21 protein-coding genes are annotated in these 21,511 nt (G+C 63.2%); 9 read left to right on the top strand and 12 right to left on the bottom strand.

Annotated features, from left to right (window positions below; all coding sequences use genetic code 11):
- Positions 1–48: 48 nt before the first annotated feature.
- Together JAB6_RS13825 and JAB6_RS13820 are read left to right on the top strand one after the other, a co-directional pair.
- The gene (locus JAB6_RS13825) at positions 49–1,899 is read left to right on the top strand and encodes a glycoside hydrolase family 2 protein (RefSeq protein ID WP_368072923.1); all 1,851 of its coding nucleotides are present in this window, start codon (positions 49–51) and stop codon (positions 1,897–1,899) included.
- Between the two features lie 55 nt (positions 1,900–1,954).
- Positions 1,955–5,776 carry an NAD(P)-binding protein gene (locus tag JAB6_RS13820; protein ID WP_070303288.1) on the top strand — a complete coding sequence of 1,274 codons (3,822 nt, stop codon included), beginning with the start codon at positions 1,955–1,957 and terminating at the stop codon, positions 5,774–5,776.
- Between the two features lie 336 nt (positions 5,777–6,112).
- Here JAB6_RS13820 and JAB6_RS29335 read toward each other — a convergent pair whose 3' ends face one another.
- Entirely contained in the window at positions 6,113–6,670 is a 558-nt protein-coding gene (locus tag JAB6_RS29335; RefSeq protein ID WP_175444544.1) for a hypothetical protein, read from the bottom strand.
- Between the two features lie 259 nt (positions 6,671–6,929).
- Between JAB6_RS29335 and JAB6_RS13810 the strand changes: the two genes are divergently transcribed.
- Positions 6,930–7,229 carry a hypothetical protein gene (locus tag JAB6_RS13810; RefSeq protein WP_070303286.1) on the top strand — a complete coding sequence of 100 codons (300 nt, stop codon included), beginning with the start codon at positions 6,930–6,932 and terminating at the stop codon, positions 7,227–7,229.
- Here the strand turns inward: JAB6_RS13810 and JAB6_RS13805 are convergent, their stop codons facing one another.
- The 5 genes from JAB6_RS13805 to JAB6_RS13785 form a co-directional block, all read right to left on the bottom strand.
- Positions 7,230–7,643, bottom strand: a complete 414-nt coding sequence (locus JAB6_RS13805) for a VanZ family protein (RefSeq protein WP_070303285.1) — start codon at positions 7,641–7,643, stop codon at positions 7,230–7,232. It lies immediately after the preceding gene.
- 549 nt (positions 7,644–8,192) lie between these two features.
- On the bottom strand, positions 8,193–8,957 hold the full coding sequence (locus JAB6_RS13800) for an SDR family NAD(P)-dependent oxidoreductase (protein ID WP_070303284.1): 765 nt from the start codon (positions 8,955–8,957) through the stop codon (positions 8,193–8,195).
- Between the two features lie 84 nt (positions 8,958–9,041).
- Complete coding sequence (locus tag JAB6_RS13795) at positions 9,042–9,563, bottom strand: TPM domain-containing protein (protein WP_070303283.1); 522 nt, start codon at positions 9,561–9,563, stop codon at positions 9,042–9,044.
- Entirely contained in the window at positions 9,563–10,399 is an 837-nt protein-coding gene (locus tag JAB6_RS13790; RefSeq protein WP_070303282.1) for a YgcG family protein, read from the bottom strand. Before JAB6_RS13790 ends, JAB6_RS13795 begins: the two co-directional genes overlap by 1 nt.
- 1 nt (position 10,400) lies before the next feature.
- Entirely contained in the window at positions 10,401–11,015 is a 615-nt protein-coding gene (locus tag JAB6_RS13785) for a LemA family protein (protein ID WP_070303281.1), read from the bottom strand.
- Positions 11,016–11,172: 157 nt separating this feature from the next.
- On the opposite strand from JAB6_RS13785, the gene pyrF reads away from it, so the two are divergent.
- Positions 11,173–11,997: an orotidine-5'-phosphate decarboxylase gene (pyrF, locus tag JAB6_RS13780; protein WP_070303280.1), complete on the top strand. Its 825-nt coding sequence runs from the start codon at positions 11,173–11,175 to the stop codon at positions 11,995–11,997.
- 132 nt (positions 11,998–12,129) lie between these two features.
- On the opposite strand, the gene sbcB is transcribed toward pyrF, so the two are convergent.
- Positions 12,130–13,578 carry an exodeoxyribonuclease I gene (gene sbcB, locus JAB6_RS13775; RefSeq protein WP_070303279.1) on the bottom strand — a complete coding sequence of 483 codons (1,449 nt, stop codon included), beginning with the start codon at positions 13,576–13,578 and terminating at the stop codon, positions 12,130–12,132.
- Between the two features lie 153 nt (positions 13,579–13,731).
- Here sbcB and JAB6_RS13770 point away from each other — a divergent pair, with 153 nt between their 5' ends.
- Positions 13,732–14,361 (top strand): DUF5610 domain-containing protein, encoded by a 630-nt coding sequence (locus JAB6_RS13770; protein ID WP_254671615.1) that lies wholly within the window; start codon positions 13,732–13,734, stop codon positions 14,359–14,361.
- A gap of 1 nt (position 14,362) precedes the next feature.
- Here JAB6_RS13770 and JAB6_RS13765 read toward each other — a convergent pair whose 3' ends face one another.
- The 5 genes from JAB6_RS13765 to JAB6_RS13745 all read right to left on the bottom strand — a co-directional run bounded on the left by JAB6_RS13765 (position 14,363) and on the right by JAB6_RS13745 (position 19,239).
- Entirely contained in the window at positions 14,363–15,328 is a 966-nt protein-coding gene (locus JAB6_RS13765; protein ID WP_034760367.1) for a GGDEF domain-containing protein, read from the bottom strand.
- A 261-nt stretch (positions 15,329–15,589) separates the two neighbouring features.
- Complete coding sequence (locus tag JAB6_RS13760; protein WP_070303278.1) at positions 15,590–15,967, bottom strand: HPF/RaiA family ribosome-associated protein; 378 nt, start codon at positions 15,965–15,967, stop codon at positions 15,590–15,592.
- A 185-nt stretch (positions 15,968–16,152) separates the two neighbouring features.
- Complete coding sequence (locus tag JAB6_RS13755; protein WP_034760363.1) at positions 16,153–16,818, bottom strand: DUF1345 domain-containing protein; 666 nt, start codon at positions 16,816–16,818, stop codon at positions 16,153–16,155.
- 40 nt (positions 16,819–16,858) lie between these two features.
- Positions 16,859–18,130, bottom strand: coding sequence for an MFS transporter (locus JAB6_RS13750; protein ID WP_070303277.1), 1,272 nt, complete (start codon positions 18,128–18,130; stop codon positions 16,859–16,861).
- An 83-nt stretch (positions 18,131–18,213) separates the two neighbouring features.
- Positions 18,214–19,239: a CDP-6-deoxy-delta-3,4-glucoseen reductase gene (locus JAB6_RS13745; protein WP_070303276.1), complete on the bottom strand. Its 1,026-nt coding sequence runs from the start codon at positions 19,237–19,239 to the stop codon at positions 18,214–18,216.
- A gap of 12 nt (positions 19,240–19,251) precedes the next feature.
- Here JAB6_RS13745 and JAB6_RS13740 point away from each other — a divergent pair, with 12 nt between their 5' ends.
- From JAB6_RS13740 to JAB6_RS13730, 4 genes are all read left to right on the top strand, one after another.
- The gene (locus JAB6_RS13740; RefSeq protein ID WP_070303275.1) at positions 19,252–20,169 is read left to right on the top strand and encodes an SDR family oxidoreductase; all 918 of its coding nucleotides are present in this window, start codon (positions 19,252–19,254) and stop codon (positions 20,167–20,169) included.
- 83 nt (positions 20,170–20,252) lie between these two features.
- A complete protein-coding gene (locus tag JAB6_RS13735) occupies positions 20,253–20,513 on the top strand; it encodes a hypothetical protein (RefSeq protein ID WP_034759943.1) in 261 nt (86 codons plus the stop codon).
- A 94-nt stretch (positions 20,514–20,607) separates the two neighbouring features.
- A complete protein-coding gene (locus JAB6_RS28440) occupies positions 20,608–20,970 on the top strand; it encodes a hypothetical protein (RefSeq protein ID WP_083292716.1) in 363 nt (120 codons plus the stop codon).
- Positions 20,971–21,212: 242 nt separating this feature from the next.
- Positions 21,213–21,452 (top strand): hypothetical protein, encoded by a 240-nt coding sequence (locus JAB6_RS13730; RefSeq protein WP_029496207.1) that lies wholly within the window; start codon positions 21,213–21,215, stop codon positions 21,450–21,452.
- Positions 21,453–21,511: the final 59 nt, after the last annotated feature.

Here is a 21,511-nt window from a genome sequence, read left to right as displayed (position 1 = left end):
CATGCGTGACAAAGCAAGCCTCTTTCTTTGGAACTTGCTCAGTGCCGCATGCCTCCAACAGGCATGCTCAATGACCATCTCTCCCCACCCGATACGAATGATGCCCAGGCCGGGACAGCCCTGCCTGGCGAGGGCGGCTTCGCGTATCCCCGCCCGCAGATGGTGCGTGAAAACTGGCAATCGTTGAACGGCGCCTGGCGTTTCACCTTCGACAATGAGCGGCGCTACCGGCTGCCCGATGGCGGCATCGACTGGACGCACGACATCATCGTGCCGTTTCCGCCGGAATCGCAGGCCAGCGGCGTGGGCGACCGTGGTTTTCACCGCGTTTGCTGGTACCAGCGCGAATTTTTGCTGCAGCCGGGCGGCCCGTGCGTGCTGCTGCATTTCGGCGCCGTCGACTACCATGCCAAGGTATGGCTGAACGGGCACGTGGTGGCCGACCACGAGGGTGGCCATACGCCGTTTGTCGCCAACATCAGCCATGCGCTGCTGTCCGACGGGCCGCAAGTGCTGACGGTGCGCGTCGAGGACGATCCGCACGACCTGGCCAAGCCGCGCGGCAAGCAGGACTGGCAGCTGCTGCCCCATTCCATCTGGTATCCGCGCACCACGGGCATCTGGCAAAGCGTGTGGATCGAACGCGTGGCGGCCACCTATATCGGCAAGCTGCGCTGGACGCCCGTGTTCGAAGGTTACGAAATCGGCTGCGACGTCTTCGCCACGGGCGACTTGCAGGACGACCTCACGGTGGCCGTGCGCATCTGGCATGGCGACAACCTGCTGGCCGACGACCAGTACAAGCTGATCGAAAACGAAGCGAGCCGCAAGATCGCCCTGTCCGATCCCGGCATCGACGATTCGCGCAATGAACTGCTGTGGAGCCCGGAGCGGCCCATCCTGCTCGATGCCGAAGTGACCTTGTGGCATGGCGACGAACTGCTCGATACGGTCAAGTCGTACACGGCGCTGCGCTCGGTGGCGATCAACCGCGACCGCTTCATGCTCAATGGCCGGCCGTATCCGCTGCGCCTCGTGCTCGACCAGGGCTACTGGCCCGATACCCTGCTGGCGGCGCCTTCCGACGACGCCCTGCGGCGCGACGTGGAGCTGGCCAAGGCCCTGGGTTTCAACGGCGTGCGCAAGCACCAGAAGATCGAGGACCCGCGCTACCTGTACTGGGCCGACCGCCTGGGCTTGCTGGTATGGGAAGAAATGCCATCGACGTACCGCTTTTCCAGCAAGGCCATCACGCGCATGGTGCGCGAATGGACGGACGTCATCGAACGCGACTACAGCCACCCATGCATCCTCGTCTGGGTGCCGTTCAACGAATCGTGGGGCGTGCCCAACCTGACGGCCATCCAGGCCCACCGCAACGCCGTCGAGGCGCTGTACCACCTGACGCGTACGCTCGATCCCACGCGCCCCGTGATCGGTAACGACGGCTGGGAAGCGTCGGCCACCGATATTCTCGGCATCCACGATTACGACTGCGATCCGGAACGGCTGCAGGCGCGCTATGCGATCAGCGATTCGGCCCGCACCACCTTGTTCGACCAGCGCCGCCCGGGCGGACGCATCCTCACGCTCGACGGCTTTCCGCACCGGGGCCAGCCCATCGTCCTCACGGAATTTGGCGGCATTGCCTTTGACAGGGAACAGAGCGAATCGGCGGAAACCTGGGGCTATGCGCGCGTGGGCAACGAGGCGGCCTTCCTTGATATTTACCGGCGCCTGATGAACGTCGTCAATACGGCGCAGATGTTCAGCGGTTTTTGCTACACGCAGTTCGCCGATACCTTCCAGGAAACCAATGGCTTGCTGACGGCGGACCGAACGCCGAAGGCCGCGCTGGAGCTGCTCAGCGCGGCCACCCGCAATATCCGGCTCAATTGACCGCGAGCCGGGCCCGGCAAGTTTCATCTGGTTCATCACATCAAGAGGAGCAGGCATGGCCGATACCGATGGCGCGGCAGCGCCGTTCCCGACATACTGGCAGGCGGGCTACGAGGGCGCCGACCACGTCACCCATGGCGGCCAGGCGCTGGACATGAACCGTGCCACGGGTCACCTGGACCGGGTGCGCGAAGACTATTTGCTGCTGCGCCAGTTCGGCATCCGCAGCGTGCGCGAAAGCATAGGCTGGCGCCTGGCCGAGCGCGATGGCCAGTTCGATTTTTCCGGCATCGAGGAGCGCGCCGCCGTGGCGCAGGAGGTGGGACTGCAAATCAACTGGACCTTCTGCCACTACGGCTGGCCGTCCGAACTCGACCTGTTCTCGCCCGACTTCGTGCCGCGCTTTGCCCGCTATTGCCGGGCGGCGGCGCAGTTCCTCGCGCCATATGCGGGGCGCGCGCCCGTGTATTCGCCCATCAATGAAATCTCGTTTACCAGCTGGGGCTTGTCGGTGCACATGTTCCAATGCCTGAATATGTACCGGCCCGATGCGGGCCACGAAGGCAAGCGGCAGCTGGTGCGCGCCACCGTGGCCGGCTGCGACGCCATCCGCGCCGTCAGCCCGCAGGCGCGCTTCCTGCAATGCGATCCCCTGATCCACGTGACCGCGCCGCCCGGACGCACGGACTGGGTTGCGCAGGCGGCCGCCTGGCGTGCCTCGCAGTTCGAGGCGTGGGACATGCTGTGCGGCTGGCAAGCGCCGGAACTGGGCGGCGCGCCGCGCTATCTGGACTTGATCGGCCTGAACTATTACCACAGCAACCAGTGGGAAAGCGGCAGCAATTTGCGCCTGTGGTGGCATCTGGGCGAACCGCGCCGCATGCCCTTGCACCAGCTGCTGCTGGAAGTGCAGGCGCGCTATCAGCGGCCGCTGCTGCTGGCGGAAACGAGCCACGTGGGCAGCGGGCGCGGTGCGTGGATACGCGAGGTGGCCGCCGAGGCGGCGCTGGCCGTCCAGCATGGCGCCGCACTGCGCGGCATCTGCATCTATCCCATTATCGACCGGCCCGACTGGGATGATGCCAGCCACTGGCACCACAGCGGCCTGTGGGATGTCGGCCTGGAAGGCGAGGGGGGAGAGCGGCTGCGGCGCATCCTCGTGCCCCCTTACGCGGCGGCACTACGGCAGGCACAGCGCCTGACCGGACAACTTTGTTCAACGTTTGCCCTGGCGGGGCAGAAAGGAACTGGCATGCGAACCATCATCGTTTTTTCCCATTTGCGCTGGAATTTCGTGTATCAGCGTCCGCAGCAGCTGCTGTCACGGCTGGCGCAGTTCTACCGCGTGGTCTTCGTCGAGGAACCCGTCTGGCACGATGGGCCCGGCACGCTGGAACTGTCCACGCCGGCACCGAACGTGACCGTGTGCCAGCCCCGTACGGCCGTGCAGGCGCCCGGCTTTCACGACGACCAGCTGGCCGTGCTGCAGCCCCTGCTGAGCCAGATCACGCCTGCCGACGATCCCATCGTGTGGTTCTATACGCCGATGGCGCTGCCGCTGCTGCCGGCCCTGCACGCGGATCTGGTCGTGTATGACTGCATGGATGAACTGGCTGCATTCAAGAATGCGCCTCGGCAACTGCTGCAGCGCGAAACGGCCTTGCTGGCGCGCGCCGACCTCGTGTTCGCGGGCGGCCCCAGCCTGTTCGAGGCGAAGCGCACGCGCCACGCGAACGTCCATTGCTTCGCCAGCAGCGTCGATACCGTGCACTTCGAACAGGCGCTGGACCGCCACAATGGCCATCCCGCGCAAGCGGAGATCGGCCGGCCCAGGCTCGGCTATTATGGCGTGATCGACGAGCGTTTCGAGCCGGCCCTGGTAGCGGCGCTGGCCGACGCCCATCCCGACTGGCAAATCGTGCTGGTCGGTCCCATCCTCAAGATCGACCCGGCCAGCTTGCCGCAGCGGCAGAATATCCATTACCTGGGCCAGCAGCCTTACCAGGCGCTGCCGCACTTCCTGGCCGGCTGGGACGTGTGTCTGCTGCCCTTCGCCAGAAATGAAGCGACCCGCTTCATCAGTCCGACCAAGGTGCTCGAATACATGGCGGCACAGCTGCCCATCGTCAGCACGTCGATCACCGATGTGGCCGTGCCGTATGGCGACATCGTGGCCATTGCCGATACGCCGGAAGCCTTTGTTGCCGCCTGCGAGGCGGCGCTGGCCGCGACGCCGGAACAGCGCGCGGCGATGGCCGCCAGCATGCGCGCCATCGCCGAGGCTACCTCCTGGGATGCCACGGTGGAGCAGATGCGCAACTTGCTCGACACGACGCCGCCGGGGCAGGGCGCACGCCAGCAGGTGCCCGCCGCCAGCACGGCGCAGGCCGCCACACCGGGCGCCGGCGCCGATGTCAACCTGCTGCATCCCCCTGGTGCGCCGCAAGCCGTGGCCTGCGCCATCATCGGCGCCGGCCCGACGGGCTTGAGCGCCGCCTATCACCTGGGCGCCGATACCTTGCTGCTGGATAAAAATGCCGCCGTGGGCGGCTGGTGCCGCTCCATCCAGGACCGGGGTTTTACCTTCGATCACGCGGGCCACATCATGTTTTCCAACGACGACTATGTGCTCGACATGTACCGCACCTTGCTGGGCGCCAACCTGCACTGGCAAAACCGCGAAGCCTGGGTCTACAGCAAGCAGGTCTACACGCGCTATCCATTCCAGGGAGCGTTGTACGGCTTGCCGCCGGCCGTCATCAAGGAATGCATCGTCGGCGCCATCGAGGCGCGCTACGGCAAGGCGCCGGGCCAGGCACCGGCAGCGGCCTGCGCCGTGGAAGACTGCTGCGCCGACGGCGGCACGGGGCTGGAGCAGGTGCACGATGCCGTGGCGACACCACCCCAAGCCCAGAGCGCGCCCAATTTCGAGCAATTCATCCATCAGGTATGGGGCAGTGGCATCGCCCGCCATTTCGCCATTCCCTACAACAAGAAATTGTGGACCGTGCCCCTGGCCGAGATGGAAACGTCGTGGCTGGGCGGGCGGGTGCCCTTGCCGAATCTGGAAGAAATCATCGAGGGGGCGCTGGAACCGGTGGCCAGGCCGATGGGCCCGAATGCGCGCTTCGGCTATCCCTTGCGCGGCGGTTTCCAGGCCTTGATGTCGGGTTTCCTGCCGCACCTGCAAGGCAAGCTGGAACTCAATGCCGATGTGGTGCAGGTCTTGCCGCGCCAGCATGTGGTCGTGCTGGGCGACGGCCGCCGCTTCCGTTACCAGCACTTGCTCAGTACCATGCCCTTGCCGCAGCTGGTGCGCCTGATCGGCGAGCAGGCGCCGCCGCAGGTACAGGCGGCGGCGCGCGCCTTGCGGCATATTTCCGTACGCTGCGTCAACTTGGGCGTGGCACGCGAAAACATCAGCGAGAAACACTGGATTTACTATCCGGAAGAGACGATATTCCACCGTATCTTCCTGCAAGGGAATGCCAGCCCCCACTGCAATGCGCCGGGCGGTTTCGGCCTCACGTGCGAGATCAGTTATTCGCCCTGGAAACCGCTGCCGCTCGATGGACAGGCCCTGATTGACCGCTGCGTGGCCGATTGTATCGCGGTGGGCTTGCTGCGCGACGACGACCGCCTGCTGGCCGCCAACCAGGTGGACATGCCCTACGCCTATGTGGTGTACGACCACGCGCGGGCCGCCAATGTGGCGCTGGTGAAAGCATGGCTGTCCACGCAGGACATCGTGCTGGCGGGGCGCTACAGCGAGTGGGAATACTACAATTCCGACCACGCCTTCCTGGCCGGGAAAAAAGCGGCGGAACTGATCGCCGGGCTGGCGGCAGGCCAGCGCAAGATAGGCATGGTGGAGTAGGCGTTTGCGCCGGGAGCACGGGAATGGCGCTCCCGGCGCGAGGTAGACGCGATGAGCACGACGGACATGAAGGAGACGATGAGGAGGAGGGACTAGCAATAGGCACAACAGTCACCAAGGGCAACCGACAAGAGGCAAGAGGCAAGAGGCAAGAGGCAAGAGGCAAGAGGCAAGAGGCAAGGCAGATGGAATCCTGCCTTGCCTCTTGTTTGTTGCCCGGGCATTGGCGGCGCGGCAGGCCACTGGCGTTCAGTACCCCGAACGCCAGTGGCCAGGCGTAATCAGTGCATGCCGCACTGATCTCCTGCGCTGATCCCCCATAACGTCAATAGCGCGTTAATAGCGCTGCAGCAAGCCGTTGACTACCTTGACCCTATCGCCGATCTGGTAGCCGGGCTGGGAGTTTTGCATGATGGCCCGCGTACTGCCGTCGTCCAGGCGCAGGGTAACCCGGTACTGCGTGTTGCCCGAGGTGGTGCCCGCCGTGCCGGAACTGCCCGATTGCATGTCGCTGCTCCCCTGGTCCATGCCGCGCGGTACCGGCTCGATCGATTGCACCGTGGCGGAGGCGATGCTCACACCCGATTGGCTGCCGTCCATGTTCATGGCGTTGTTGGCCGTGGAGGTGCGCGCGTCGGCGCTGCCGGTGCCTGCGGTGCCGCTGCTGCCCGTGCCGGTATCGCTCATGGTGCTGCCGGTGCCGGTGCTGGTGCTGGTGCCGGTCCCGGTGCCGGCCGACGTGCTGCCAGCGCTGCCTGTCCCGGCCGTATTGCTGTAGCTTTCACCGCTGCGGCCATTCGTGCTGCTCATGCTGGTGCGGTTCGGATCCGAACTGCAGGCGGCCAGCGTACACAGCAGGCCGGCCAGCGCCATGGTTTTTTTTACTCTCATCATGTTCTCCTCTTGGTCTGACAAAGTGTTAACCCGGTTTCCAGGGTGTGGCGGAGGTCAGCGTCAGTGGCGCATGTCAGGCATGGCCGCAACTGCTGCTAGTAAGAGCGCAGGAGGACTGAGATGTTCGGTACTTGTTATTTCACATTGAGGTACATCAAGTGCTTCAATTGTCGAGCTTGGTATAAAAGACATTCTTGCGCAGGGCGGGCACGGCGTTCGCGCATTCCCTTGTTCCCCGTTGCTTATTTCAGGAGAATAAATGTCTGCCGATTTCCATAGCGTCAAGCTGATCAATGAGTTGGTGATTGCCGTGTACGGCGCCCCGGGCGCGGCGAACGGTGCGCGCGCCCGCTATGCGCTGACCCAGGCCCTGCATGCCTTGACGAGACTGTCACGGTCGGAACAGTTGATGGAGATGCAGCGCGATGCGGCGCGTGCGGCGGGAGCAGCCAGCCGGCGCGAGATGCGCACGGTGCTGCGCCGCATCGCCGGCAGGGCGGCAGCGGGCCAGGGCCAGTTGCCGCTGGCGCTCGGTGCCGGCGATGACGCCGCGCCGTGATCAGCCCTGCTGTTTCTTCAGCGCGGCGGCGGCCATGCCGGGCCAGCAAAAGTAGAGCGGCAGCACCACGGCCACGGCGGCCGTGATATCGACCACCCAGTCGCTGACGGCGCCACGGCGGTAAGGCAGGAAACTCTGGATGAATTCGTCCAGCGCGCCCATGGCCGCCACCATCAGCACCGACAGCAGCGCCCGGCGCGCCATGCCGCCTGCCGTGCCGCTGAACAGGATCAGTGCCAGCACGCCATAGCCGACGGAATGCAGCACGCCGCCCGACGCATATTGGCCCACGTCCGCGCGCACGCCGGGGATGTCGCCGATCAGGATCACCAGGGCATACAGCAGCAGCGCGGTGCGGTAGCGCAGGCTTTCATAGCGGTCGGAAAAACAGAGTTCGGGCAAGGGTGCGGGCATGATGCGTCAGGACGGTTGAAAAGGCAGTCACAATATCATGTGCGTGGCGGGCCACCGTGTTTTTGCGCAAGAGCTTGCCGTACGGGCAAAAAAAGGCCCGCGGGGGCGCGGGCCAAAAACCCAAATGAAATGGGTCAAGAGTTGAGAGTTGCTCGGTACTCACCATGTCGCGCGCCTTGCCGGCGCCCGCCATGGTCATGAAAGGGGAGTGGTGTGCCATCGCGGCACACCTGTCTGTAGTCAGGCATATCGGTTGCCTGTACAGCAGATGAAGCAAGTATAGGGGGCGAAAATGACGGCCTGATGACACGCCGCAACATTTTTTTTGCGGAAGGCAAATGACCGGGAAGATTGTTCGCAATGGCAAGAATGGCCATGTTTCAGGACTGATAGCAAAAAAAAAAGCCCGCTGGTGAAAGCGGGCTTAAAACTATTTTCTTGGAGGAGAATAGTGGAGACAGGTGCATTATGCTGCGTCGCACGATATGTGTCTAATGGTCTTTTCAGATAACCATTATCGTTTTTTGATATAACTGCCTCGTCTTGCCCTCATTCCTTCACGGCCACCGTGTAGTTGAGCGCCATGCGCCCGCCATCGACATAGATGGTCTGGCCCGTCATGTAGGTGGCGTCGTCGCTGGCCAGGAAGGCTGCGATGCCGGCCACTTCCTCCGGCTCGCCGCAGCGGCCCAGCGGCGTGCGCGACAATATCGTGTGGCGCGCCTGCGGGCTCGACAGCACCGCTTGCTTGGCCAGTTCCGTCAGGATGGTGCCCGGGCCGATGCCGTTCACGCGCACGCCGTGCGGTGCCAGGTTCAAGGCCATGACCTTGGTCAGCTGGTTGATGGCGCCTTTCGACACCACGTATGGCACCTGGTTCGGGATCGCCAGTTCCGCATTCACGCTGGACATATTGATGATGCAGCCGCTGTTGCGCTTGACCATCTCGCGCGCCACGGCCTGGCCGCACAGGAACATCGATTTCAGGTTGATGCGCATGACCCGGTCGAAATCGTCTTCGCACACGTCGAGGAAATCGGCCGCGTGCGTGACGCCCGCATTGTTGACGAGGATATCGATGTGGCCGAACTGGGCCAGCGTTTCCTTCAGCATGGCATCGACGTCCGCCTTCTGGCTGACGTCGGCGCAAAAGAAGTGCGCCTGCGGGCCGAGGGCCGCGGCCGCTTGCGCGCCTTCTTCCTTGATGTCGACCAGCATCACTTGCGCCCCTTCGGCGATCAGGCGGGTGGCGCAAGCCAGGCCGATGCCTTGCGTGGCGCCCGTGACGATGGCGGTTTTATTGATCAGTTTCATGTGTGCTCCTCGGCGAATAATAGGGGCGCTGCCCAGGCCACGGGCTTGCGCGGCAATGGGCAGATTTTAATCCCTGGGCAGGAATCAGAGGAGAATGGGTTCGTTCGGCAACTGGTTGCCGCGCGTACCGTCAGCGGGGAAGTGGCTTTGCAGCAAAGTATTCAACTGCTGCAAGGCATCGAGCGTGCTGTCGTGGTAATTGCCATCCTTGAAACCCTTGGTCATCGTGCGGCATACGGCTTGCCACTGTTCCGGCGTGACGCGGCGGCCCACGTTGCGGTCGGCAACGATATCGACCTGGTGCTCGGCCAGGTTGATGTAGATGAGCACGCCAACGTTGTCTTCCGTATCCCACACACCATACTGGGCGAACAGTTCGCGCGCCCGCTCGCGGTTGCTCACGCCCTGGTAGGCCATGCCTGGCGTCAGGGCCGCTTCGACGATCAGGCGCACTTCGGCCCGGTGCATCGTTTCACCGTCGGCAATCGCCGTCTCGATGGCTTTCAGGGTGCGTTCCGGAAACGCCTGGCGCGCCGTTGCCGGCGTGCCCCGCAAATGTTTCAAGGCGCGTCCGCAGCGCTGTCCGAATGTCAGTTGTTTCGTCATTACCAATCTCCCGAGGCGCCGCCGCCGTCAAATCCGCCGCCGCCGCCACCGAAACCACCGCCGCCACCGCCACCGCCAAAACCACCTCCGCCGCCGAAGCCGCCACCGCCGCCCCGGTTGTTCAGGGCCTGGCTGAGGATGCTGCCCAGCACGACGCCGGTGGCGCCGCTGGACCAGTTGCTGCCGCGCTGCAGGCGGTTAGGCCCGCCGCGCGAACGGAACAGGGTCAGCACGACGAGAAAGCCGAAGAACAGCAGCGGCAGCCAGAAGGTCATGCCGCCCGCGTCCACCGTGGCCGGCGCCTTCTGCTGGGCCGGTGCGGGGAATTGCTCCTGGTTCAGCAGGGTGGCAATCGATCCCACGCCGGCCACCAGGCCGCCGTAATAATCGTTTTGCTTGAAATGGGGGGCGATCACGTCTTGCAGGATGCGTTTCGATTGCGCATCCGTCAGCACGCCCTGCACGCCGCGGCCCGCCTCGATGCGCAGGCGGCGCAGCGACGATGGATTGTCCTTCGCCACCATCAGCAGAACGCCGTCATCGACGCCCTTGCGGCCCAGCTTCCAGGCATCCGTCACGCGGATGCTGTACTGCTCGATGGCTTCCGGTTCCGTGCTCTTGACCAGCAGCACGGCGATCTGGCTGCCCGTCTTGGCTTCGTAATCGGCCAGCACGCCTTCCAGCGCCGCTTTCTGCTTGGTGTCCAGCATGCCGGCGTTGTCCGTCACGCGCGCCGCCAGCGGCGGCACAGGCTGCAAGCCCTGCGCGCCGGCTGGCGGCATCGTCCACAGCAGCAGCGCCGTCGCCAGCGCCGCCAGATAAGACCAGGCTTTCATCTTATTTGCCAAAGTTGACGGTCGGCGCGGTCGAGATGGCTTTTTCGTTTTCCACCGTGAACGATGGCTTGACCTTGTAGCCGAAGACCATGGCCGTCAGGTTGTTCGGGAAGCTGCGCGCATGCACGTTGTAATCCTGCACGGCAACGATGTAGCGCTGGCGCGCCACGGTGATGCGGTTTTCCGTGCCTTCCAGCTGCGACTGCAAATCGCGGAAGCTCGTATCGGCCTTCAGGTCAGGGTATTTTTCGGACACGACCATCAGGCGCGACAGGGCCGACGACAGCTGCCCTTGTACTTGCTGGAATTTTTCGAACGCGGCCGGGTCGTTCAGCACTTCGGGCGTGATCTGGAAGCTGGTGGCGGCGGCGCGCGCCTTGGTCACCGCTTCCAGGGTTTCGCGTTCGTGCGTGGCATAGCCCTTGACGGTGTTGACCAGGTTGGGAATCAGGTCGGCGCGGCGCTGGTACTGGTTGACCACTTCGCCCCAGGCGGCCTTGGTGGCTTCGTCCTTGCTCTGGAATTCGTTGTAGCCGCAGCCCGTCAGGATGCCGGCCAGGACGGTGACGCTCAGGGCCAGGCGCAGCCATTTGGTGAATTGATTGGTGATTTGCATGATGGGTTCCGTGCAGAGTAAAGGAGGTGAGGCAAATATACCTGAAACGGCCCGCAATGTCGGTTTAATAAGCGCTGGCCGCCGCCCCTGCCTGCCTTCCCGGGTCCATGCCGCGTTACAATACGGGGTTTGCAACTGAATATAGAGAAGGTGTGCCGTGAATTTCATCAATAAATTATCCGCCGCGTGGACGGCCAATAATTCCCTGCTGTGCGTAGGCCTGGACCCGGACCTGGCGAAACTGCCGGCCGAACTGCGCGACTTGCCTGATGGAATCACCACCTTTTGCACGCGCATCATCGACGCCACGGTCGACCTGGCCTGCGCCTTCAAGCCGCAGATCGCGTATTTTGCCGCGCTGGGCGCGGAAAAGCAGCTGGAAGACATCTGCCGCTACGTGCGCGAGAACTACCCGCACATCCCGCTGATCCTCGACGCGAAACGGGGCGACATCGGCGCGACGGCCACGCAATACGCGCGCGAAGCGTTCGAGCGCTACGGCGCCGACGCCGTCACCGTGAATCCCTACATGGGCGAAGATTCGCTCGATCCCTACCTGGCGTGGAAAGACCGCGGCGTGATCATCCTGTGCCGCACTTCGAACCCGGGCGGCTCGGACCTGCAATTTCTGAATACGGACGGCGAACCGCTGTACCAGCGCGTGGCGCGCCTGGTGGCCGACAAATGGAACAAGAATGGCCAGTGCGCGCTCGTCGTCGGCGCCACTTTCCCTGAAGAACTGGCGCAAGTGCGCGCCATCGTCGGCGACATGCCGCTGCTGGTGCCCGGCATCGGCGCCCAGGGAGGCGACATCGCCGCCACCGTCGGCGCGGGCCAGACGGCGAACGGCATGGGCATGATGATCAGCTCGTCGCGCGCCATCATCTACGCCACGCCGCAAGCGGGCGAAGATTTTGCCGACGCGGCGCGTCGCGTGGCCATTGAAACGCGCGATGCGATCAATCAGCATCGTTCGGTTTAAGCACCATCCATCAAAAATGTAGGTGGGGTTAGGCCAGCGGCCGTAACCCGACACACAGGTAACGTCAACAATCTTGTCGGATTACGCGGGCCTTCTGCCCGCTAATCCGACCTACCCGGCTCGCGCCCTCTTTCAGTCGCGCATGGGCGCCACCATCTCCGCGTAGTCGTACAGCTCGCCTAAAATCTCTTCTCCCCGCTCATCCACCGATTCCGACAGCACGTCGATTTCCGTAAACAGCATCTCGATGGTGCGGGCGCCGCCGTCGCCGTCGAACAGGCGGGCGGCGCGGTGCTGTTCCCAGCGCAGGCTTTCCGCTTCGCTCAGCGTTTGCGGGAAATTGCGGGCGCGGTAGCGGAACAGCAATTCCTGCAGGCGTTCGTCGGCAAACGAGGGGCGGGCCGTGGCCAGCTTTGCCGGCGTTTCGCGGCGCAAGGATTCGAGCAGGCGGCGGTCGTCATTGCTGACAAAACCGTTATACAGATCCTCATCCACGTCCAGCGCCACATTCGCGCCCGGGCGCTGGAACACTTCGGCCCAGATCGCGTCCATGTTCGGCGCCGTGGCGGCGAATTGCGCGTTGACCTTCGCCGCGTCCACGTCGATGCCCCATTGCGCGGCCATGGCCGGCGACAAGGTTTTCAGGTTGCCGACCAGCATGGGCGACTTGTTTAGGTGCACGCTTTTCACGGGCAGGCGCGTCATGCCTTCGGGCATGGCTTCCTTGCGCGTGAACAGCCGCGTGCGGATGGTGTCGGCGTCCAGTTCGAACAGTTCACGCGGGTCGTAGGCGCAATCCCAGACGAGGATCTCGTTCTTGTTGCTCGGGTGCGTGGCCAGCGGCCAGACGACGCCCACGCAGCCGCGCTCGGCGGGGAACATGCCCGACACGTGCAGGAAAGGCTGGCGCTCGCCGGCGGCCAGGTGCATGCCCATTTCGCTGGCGACCCTGTCCTTCTTGTGCAGGGCCAGGCAGAATTCGAACAGTTTCGGCTGTTTCTGCTTGATCAGGCGCGCCAGGGCAATGGTGGCGCGCACGTCCGACAACGCATCGTGCGCCGCTTCGTGGACCAGGCCGTTGGCCTTGCTCAAGTGTTCCAGCTTGAAACTGGTCTGGCCATCGTCGCGTTTCGGCCATTGAATGCCTTCCGGGCGCAGCGCGTGCGTCATGCGCACGACGTCGAGGATGTCCCAGCGGCCGCAATGGTTCTTCCATTCGCGCGCGTACGGGTCGATCAGGTTGCGCCAGAACAGGAAACGTGTGACTTCATCGTCGAAACGGATGGTGTTGTAGCCCACGCCGATGGTGCCCGGCTCCGAAAAGGCCGCTTCGATGGTGGCGGCGAACTGGTGTTCGGGCACGCCCAGCTGCAGACACTGCTGCGGCGTGATGCCCGTGATCAGGCACGATTGCGGGTCTGGCAGGAAATCATTGGCTGGCTGGCAATACAGCATGATCGGCTCGCCGATCTCGTTGAGTTCGGCATCCGTGCGGATGGCGGCAAACTGGGCCGGGCGGTCGCGGCGCGGCTGGGCGCCAAAGGTTTCGTAGTCGTGCCAAAGAAAGGTCTGGTTAGTCATTGATGGTCATTACTTGGTTACTTGATTGGTTATCCGGGCCGTAAACGCGCCGCTGCTACAGTTTTCTGAAAACCTGCCGATACTACACGAGAGGATGGTCATCATCGCGTTTCCCGCATGGTGGCATACATTGCCCGTTCAAGGAGGTCTATCGTGTCAATTCCCATCGCCGCAGGCGGCAATTCCAACCCTTCCGTGACTTCCGTCAGTACGGGCGTTGCCGGCAAGGACGAGAAAGTCCAGCAAAAGGACGGCATCAACGCTGAAATGAGCGTCAACGACCGCACGAAGCTGCAATTGAACGCCTCCATCATGCAGGCGTCGCTGAACGTGTCGATCGGTTCCGAGAACGAGCCGCTGGCGCTGCTGTACAAGACGGCCATCACCAACATTAATGAAGCGCTGAAAGGCCAGTACGGCGACGACGCGATCCAGAACGCGGCGTCGCAGGATAATAGCGCCGAAGCGACGGCGAGCCGCATTGTATCGCTGTCGACCGGGTTTTTTGACGCCTTCAAGAAACAGAATCCCGACCTGGATGACGATGCGGCTCTGACAAAATTCATGGATACCATCAGCGGCGGCATGGAAAAAGGCTTCAAGGAAGCGCGCGATATCCTGGAAGGCTTGAAAGTGCTGGGTGGTGATATCGCCGGCAATATCGACAAGACGTATGAACTGGTGCAGAAGGGCTATGCGGATTTCATCGCCGCGCACAGCAGCAAGAAGGATGACGCTGCCAAGCCGGATGCGACCAAGCCGGCCGACAGCAAGGCTGCCTGAGCTATAGCATGACCCGGTTGCGTCCGCCTGCCTTCGCGCGGTAGAGCGCCGCGTCGGCCGTCGCGATCAGCGCATGGTCATCCTGTTCGGCCGCCAGGCTGGACACGCCGAACGAGCCCGTGATGTGCGGCAGCGCGCTGCGCATGTCGGCGAAGATGACGGCTTGCTGCATGCGTTCGCACAAGCGTTCGGCGACCCGCAGGGCCACGTGTTCGTTGGTATCGGGCAAGATCACCATCATTTCCTCGCCACCGTAGCGCACGGCGAAATCCGTGGGCCGCAGGGCCGCGCCCAGCACTTGCGCGGCGATGCGCAGCGCCTGGTCGCCCGCCTGGTGGCCGTGCGTGTCGTTGAAGCGCTTGAAATGGTCGAGGTCTATCATCACCAGCGACAGCGGCGAGCCGCTGGCGTGGGCCGTGACGATCATGTTCGGCAGTAAATCCGTCAGCCAGGCGCGGTTGTACAGGCCCGTCAGGCTGTCGACCATCGACAGCTGGCGGTAAAACTCGCCCAGTTTCTGCCGGCGGCGCAGCAAGGCGTTGGCGGCGCGGATGCGGAAGGACAGCAGGCGCAGCAGGTTGCGCGCCAGGCCGTTCGATTGCTCGATCAATTCCCAGACGACGGCCGCGTCGATCACCAGCAAGTCGGTTTCTTCCAGGGCGGAAATGGCGGCCAGGTTGCTCGCTTCATCGAGCACCGATTGTTCGCCCACGCTTTCGCCGGGCAAGACCTTGCTGACGGTGCCGTCATCCATGCCCGTATGGATGTCGGCGGCCACGGCCAGCGAACCGCGCAGGACGATGTATAGGCAAGTACCCTGTGTGTCGGCAATGGCTTCGCCCGCTTCGAGGCGCATGACGGGGCAGGGCGCCAGCATGGCGGCCGTCTGGCTATCCGCCCCATCGCGAAATAGCTGTAAATCGCCGATGTTGCAGCCTGAAGCGCCGAAGTTGCCGATCTGTTCCACAATCACACTTTCAAAAAGCCGGCGCGCGCGAGCAGAGGGCCGGTAGCTTCATGATAGCGTAAAGCGGCCTTGGCTGTAACGCCAAAGGCTTGCTTGATGTCACTTACTGTGAGAAATACGACAATTATTTCATTGCGGTGTTAATACGCCGGAATGCTTGCTGTTCTGCTATGGATATTGTCGCGCAGGAAGGCGGGTCCAGATGTGCAAAGGCAGCCTTGAACGGCTGCCTCAGTCTCTGAAAATCCTGCAGGTGGGGAATTACTCGGCGGTTTCTTCCGCTTCGGCCGTATCGATCAAGGCATTCTTGCCGGTGGCGTGGCGCTTGCTGTCTTGCAGGCGGCCCAAGGCGCTATCGATGGCGCGTTTCAGTTTGTCAGTGGCGCCGGCAACGGATTGATGCACGGTGGCGTTCTGTTCGGTCACGGCGATCGGTTGGTAGCCAGCAACGCGTGCTTCCATGACGCAGCGAATATCGTCGGCGCCGCCTTTCGGGCCATTCGTGTCGCTGATGTGGACTTCGATGCGGGTCAGGTTGTCGCGGAAGCGGCTCAGTGCGCTTTCAAGTACGGATTGCACATGTTCGTTCAGTCCAGCGGTGTTGGCGATGGTGCTGTCGGTATGAATATTGATTTGCATATGCTTACTCCTGTCAATTCAAAAAAAACCCATCTCAGGCGTGCTGCGGCCTGGTTGCTGCCCCATGCACATGACCTCTGTGCATGGAACTTATCTTACTCCTCTTTCCAGTATTTCAAGAGGGTGCGCACGATTAAGATGAGCTTAACCCTTCAGCCAGGTCAAGTTTCCACCACGAAATTATTTCAACCATTGATCAGACCGGCGGCGATATTGATCGACAGCCCCAGCACGACCAGGTTGAAGAAAAAGCTCAGCACGGACTGCCCCAGCACGATCTGGCGCATCATGCGCGTCTGCACGGAAACGTCCGACGTCTGCACGGCCACGGCGATGGTGAAGGCGAAATACAGAAAATCCCAGTAATCGGGGTTTTGCTCGTCGTCGGGAAATTTCAACGGGCGCAGTGCGGGATCGGCCTGGTAATACAGGTGGGCGTAGTGGAAGCAGAACAGGGTGCCGACGAGGAACCAGGAGCCGACCAGGGTGAGGATCGTCAGGCCGTAGTGCAGCGCGCGCTCGTCCGGTGCCAGGTCTTTCATCGAAGACAGCTGCGAGACGATGGCCACCAGGCTCATCACGGATGCGACGGACAGGGCCGACAAGACTGTTGCCGCCCGCTCGTCCTGGCGCGCCGCCATCATTTTCACGCGGTGGTGGTTGGCGCGCATCATCATCCAGGCCATCGTCGCCAGGTAGAACCAGACGGCCACGTTCCACGCCGTCAGCAACCGCGTCATCTGTTGCCACGATGCAGGCAGCAGCAGGCCGGCCGCCACGCCGATGGCCGTGGCCAGGCTCAGGTGGGGGCGGCTGCGGATGAAGCTGCGGAACGGAAGCGTGATTTTCATGGTGCCAGGATGCATCTGTTGGGATAGCGCATCTTAGCGCTTAAGTTGCCGCCGTGGTGGCCGTCCTGGCGGCCGCTTCCTTCTCGTGGTGGGGGAAGCGGTCCATGCGCGACAGCACGGGGAACAGCACGGCCCAGATCCCCGTCACGGCCAGGGTGGCGGCGCCGCCGAAGAGCACGGCGCGCACGAGGCCGAACCAGCCGGCCGTGAGGCCCGATTCGAATTCGCCCAGCTCGTTCGAGGCGCCAATGAAGACGGCGTTCACGGCGCTGACCCGGCCGCGGATTTCGTCGGGCGTTTCGAACTGCACCAGCAGATGCCGGATGTAGACGCTGACCATGTCGCCGGCGCCCATCAGGAACAGCGCCGCCAGCGCCAGCGGGAAATAACTGGTGCTGCCCAGCACCAGCGTGCCCAGGCCGAAGACGGCCACGCCGCCGAACATCCATGGGCCCACCCTGCGCGTGATGGGGAAGATGGCCAGCGCGATCGAGCACAGGGCCGCGCCGGCGCCGGGCGCCGTGCGCAGCAGGCCCAGTCCGCTGGGGCCGATATGCAGCACGTCGTGCGCGAGCGCCGGCAGCAGGGCCGTGGCACCGCCGAACAGCACGGCGAACAGGTCGAGTGAAATGGCGCCCAGCACGATGGGTTTCGACCAGACGAAACGCAAGCCTTCGAGCAGGGTATGCCAGCTGACGGGTTCGCGCTTGACCACCTGCGGCGCGGGCGTGGTGGCGCGCATCAGCAGGACGGACACGACCAGCAGCGCGGACGAGATCAAATACACGACCTTGGGGCCGAAGTAATACAGCAAGCCGCCCAAGGTGGGGCCCAGGATGATGGCCACGTGAGAACTCGATGAGCTGAGCGCGACGGCGCGGCTGAAGTGTTGCGTGGGCACCATGTTGACGAGCACGGCTTGCGTGGCCGGCATCATGAAGGCGCGCGCGCTGCCGAACAGCACCAGCACGGCAAACACGGGCCACACGATGGAGAGCCCGCTCAGGGTGAACGCCAGCAGGGCCAGCGCGCAAGCGAGCTGTGCCGCCAGGCACCAGGCGATGATGTTGCGGCGGTTGTAGCGGTCGGCCACATGGCCTGCCGGCAAAATCAAGACGAGGAAGGGGGCGAACTGCGCCAGGCCGATCAAGCCCAGGTCGAACAGGCTGCCCGTGATCTGGTACACCTGCCAGCCGATGGCCACGCTTTGCATCTGCACGGCCACCGTGCCCAGCACGCGGGCGGAAAGATAAAAGGCGAAGTTGCGGTGACGCAGGATGCTGAAGCCGTTGCCGGCAGAGGCGAGAGACATGAAATTTCCAGGAAGCAGCGGGGTAGAGCGGTGGTGGCAGCGGGCGCCGCACCAGCCGCGCCCCGCTGTCTGGACAGTGACGCTTACTTGGCCAGGTCGGCTTCCGTGGTGAAAGCGTCGGCGTAGAACTCGTCTTCTGGCAACTGGCACAGCTGCACGAAGTCGCGGTGGGCCGAATCGACCATCACTGGCGCACCGCAGGCATATACCTGGTGGCCTGACAGGTCGGGCAAGTCCGCGATAACGGCCTGGTGCACGAAGCCCGTGCGGCCTTCCCACGCGTCTTCCGGCAGGGCGTCCGACACGACGGGCACATAGGTGAACTGCGGCAAGTCGGCGGCCCAGTGGCGGCACAGCGCATCCATGTACAGGTCATGCGGACGGCGGCCGCCCCAGTACAGGGTGATCGGGCGCGTGGAGCGCTCGTTGATCATGTGTTCGACGATGGCTTTCAGGGGGGCAAAGCCCGTGCCCGAGGCCAGCAGCACGACGGGCTTGTCGGAATCTTCGCGCAGGAAGAAGGTGCCCATCGGGCCTTCGAAGCGCAGGATGTCGCGCTCCTTCATGGTGCCAAATACCTGGTCCGTGAACAGGCCGCCCGGCAGGTGTCGGATGTGCAGGGTCACGGGGCCGCCGTCGGCGGGCGCGCTGGCCATGCTGTAGCTGCGGCGTTTGTTGTCGCGCAACAGGATTTCGATATACTGTCCGGCGCGGTAGTTGAGGCGCTCGCTGGCCGGCAACTGCAGGGTCAGCACGACGACGTCGGGCGCGACTTTTTCGATGGTGGTCACGCGCGACGGCATTTTCTTGATCGGGTAGTCGCTGCTGCCCGCCACTTCGCGCGCTTCGATGACGAGGTCGGCGTCCGTGGTGGCGCAGCAGAACAGGGAAAAACCGGCCGCTTCCTCTTCCGGCGTCAGGGCGCGCTGCTGGTGCGCCTTGTGCTGGACGGTGCCGGAAACCACTTTGCCCTTGCAGGAACCGCAGGCGCCATTTTTACAGCCATACGGCAAGCCCACGCCGGCGCGTATCGCCGCCGCCAGCACGGTTTCGTCCGCTTCGCAGCTGAACTGGTGGCCGCTGGGCTGAACAGTAACTTGAAAAGTCATACAATCCTTGAGATGAAAAATATGTTAATGCACTCTTTGCGCAAGCCGTCAGGCTTGCCGCGCCTGCTGATCCTGGGCTGCGGCGACGTCGGCATGCGCTTGCTGCCCCTGCTGCGCGCGCGCTTTCGCGTCTTTGCCGTCACCAGCCAGCCGGCGCGCTGCGCGCAGTTGCGGGAAGCCGGCGCCGTGCCCATCGTGGCTAACCTCGACGACCGCGCCAGCCTGAAACGGCTGGCGGGACTGGCGACGATGATCGTGCACCTGGCGCCGCCCCTGTCGTCGGGCTTGCTGGACCGGCGCACGCGCAATCTGGCCGCCATTTTACCCGAGCATGCACGCATGGTGTATGTGAGCACCAGCGGCGTGTATGGCGATTGCGCTGGCGCCTGGGTCGATGAAACGCGGCCGACGGCGCCAGCGAATGCGCGCGCGAAGCGGAGGGTGGACGCCGAACAGGTCTTGCGCGGCTGGGGCGCGCGACGCGGCGCCAAGGTGGTCATCCTGCGCGTGCCCGGCATCTATGCCGACGACCGCTTGCCCTTGAAACGCTTGCGCGAAGGCACACCGGCCCTGGCCGCGGATGACGATGTGTACACCAACCATATCCATGCCGACGACCTGGCGCGCATCATCGAACGGGCCTTGTGGCGCGGCAAGCCGGGACGCGTGTATCACGCCAGCGATGACAGCGAACTCAAGATGGCCGAGTATTTCGATGCCGTGGCCGACACGTTCGGCCTGCCGCGCCCGCCGCGCCTGCCCCGTGCCGAGCTGCGGCAAGTGGTCACGCCGATGCTGTTGTCGTTCATGTCCGAATCGCGCCGATTGCACAATACGCGCATCAAGCGCGAGCTGGGCGTGCGCCTGCGCTACGCGCGCGTGGCCGATGCCTTGCGGGCGCTGTCCGCCGATGGCGCCGGCATCGGGTAAAATGGCCGGTTATCTGCGCACTTTGCTGGGCCGGCGCGCAGCGCGCCGTTCCCGCGCTGCGCCACTCACTTAAGGAAGACAGCATGAGCACCCTCACTTACGAAGAATACCTGGACGAGGTCACCACCGTCCTGACGGAACTGTACGACCTCGACGACGAAGCCGCCATCAAGCTGGTCGTGGCGGCGCAGGACGCCGAATTTTTCGTCCCGCACGATGCGCATGAAGAAATGCGTACCGTCGAGCAAGCCAAGAAAGATGCGGTCACCCTGTTCGAGCGCAAGCAGAACCGCCAGCAAACGCAGGAAAAACAGCAACAGCGCGTGCGCCAGCAAAAGAAATAAGACGGAAGCAGGCCGTGGGGCAGTACGGGTTCCGGCGCAACACCGGGGCCGTGCCATTTGATGCACCGCAAACGCGCCATGGCGCGCTGGCGATATGGTGAGCAATGTCGTCACGCGTCTGGGCTCTTGTGGCGGGCTCTGCATCTACAACCAGCGTGACGTTGTTTCCCGTCAGCAGGAGCGAGCCATGCGAGCAACGAGTCACCCCAGCAAGGAGCAAGTGCGCGCTTATATGCGCCGGCGCGAACATGCGCTGCAACCCCCACCACCGCCCGATGAAATTCGCCGGCAACTGGCCTGGTGCCGCGCGGACGATTTCCCATGCACTTGCCCGCTTGCCACCCCGGCCGGCGTGGCCGCGCAAGGCTGGCATTTATCCGCAGAAATGGCTCGCCTGGGCACCCTCATGGCCATAGCCTGGCTCATGCATAGCGGTGTTGCTCATCGTAAAAATTGATGACGTGCAGCAAATTTTTCCGATTTGAGTTATCCTCTAGCACATTCCAAGTGCGTCAATTCTCTTCAATTATCACAATTTTGCTCTAAGTTACGCAAAAATCAACAATAGCGTGTATTATATTGTTTGTGGCGTAAAAGCCGCATAAGTGATGGCGCTTTTTAGTGTGTTTACCCTGAATTAGTGCGGAAGAGACATTCTGTCTTTTATTGCCCTAATACAACAAGTACGGATTTTTGATCATGTCTCTCAAACAAATTACCTCTTTGCCTACCTACAACCCGAATCGCGTCCTCGATGCGATCATCGACAAGCTGCAACTGAAAAACGATGCCGCTTTGTCGCGAGCTCTGGAAGTGGCGCCACCTGTTATCAGCAAGATTCGTCACAACACCTTGCCGATCGGCGCCACGATCCTCATCCGCATGCATGAAATCAGCGATTTCAGCATTCGTGAACTGCGCGAGTTGATGGCTGCCTAAGAGCGCCTGACAGACGGCAAACTGAGAGGTGCCGTCTGGGTAAGTCAGGCTTGCCGCGT

It is taken from the genome of Janthinobacterium sp. HH104 (assembly GCF_001758715.1).
Taxonomy (GTDB): Bacteria; Pseudomonadota; Gammaproteobacteria; order Burkholderiales; family Burkholderiaceae_D; genus Janthinobacterium; species Janthinobacterium aestuarii.
This window is presented reverse-complemented; position numbering and strand designations above follow the sequence as displayed.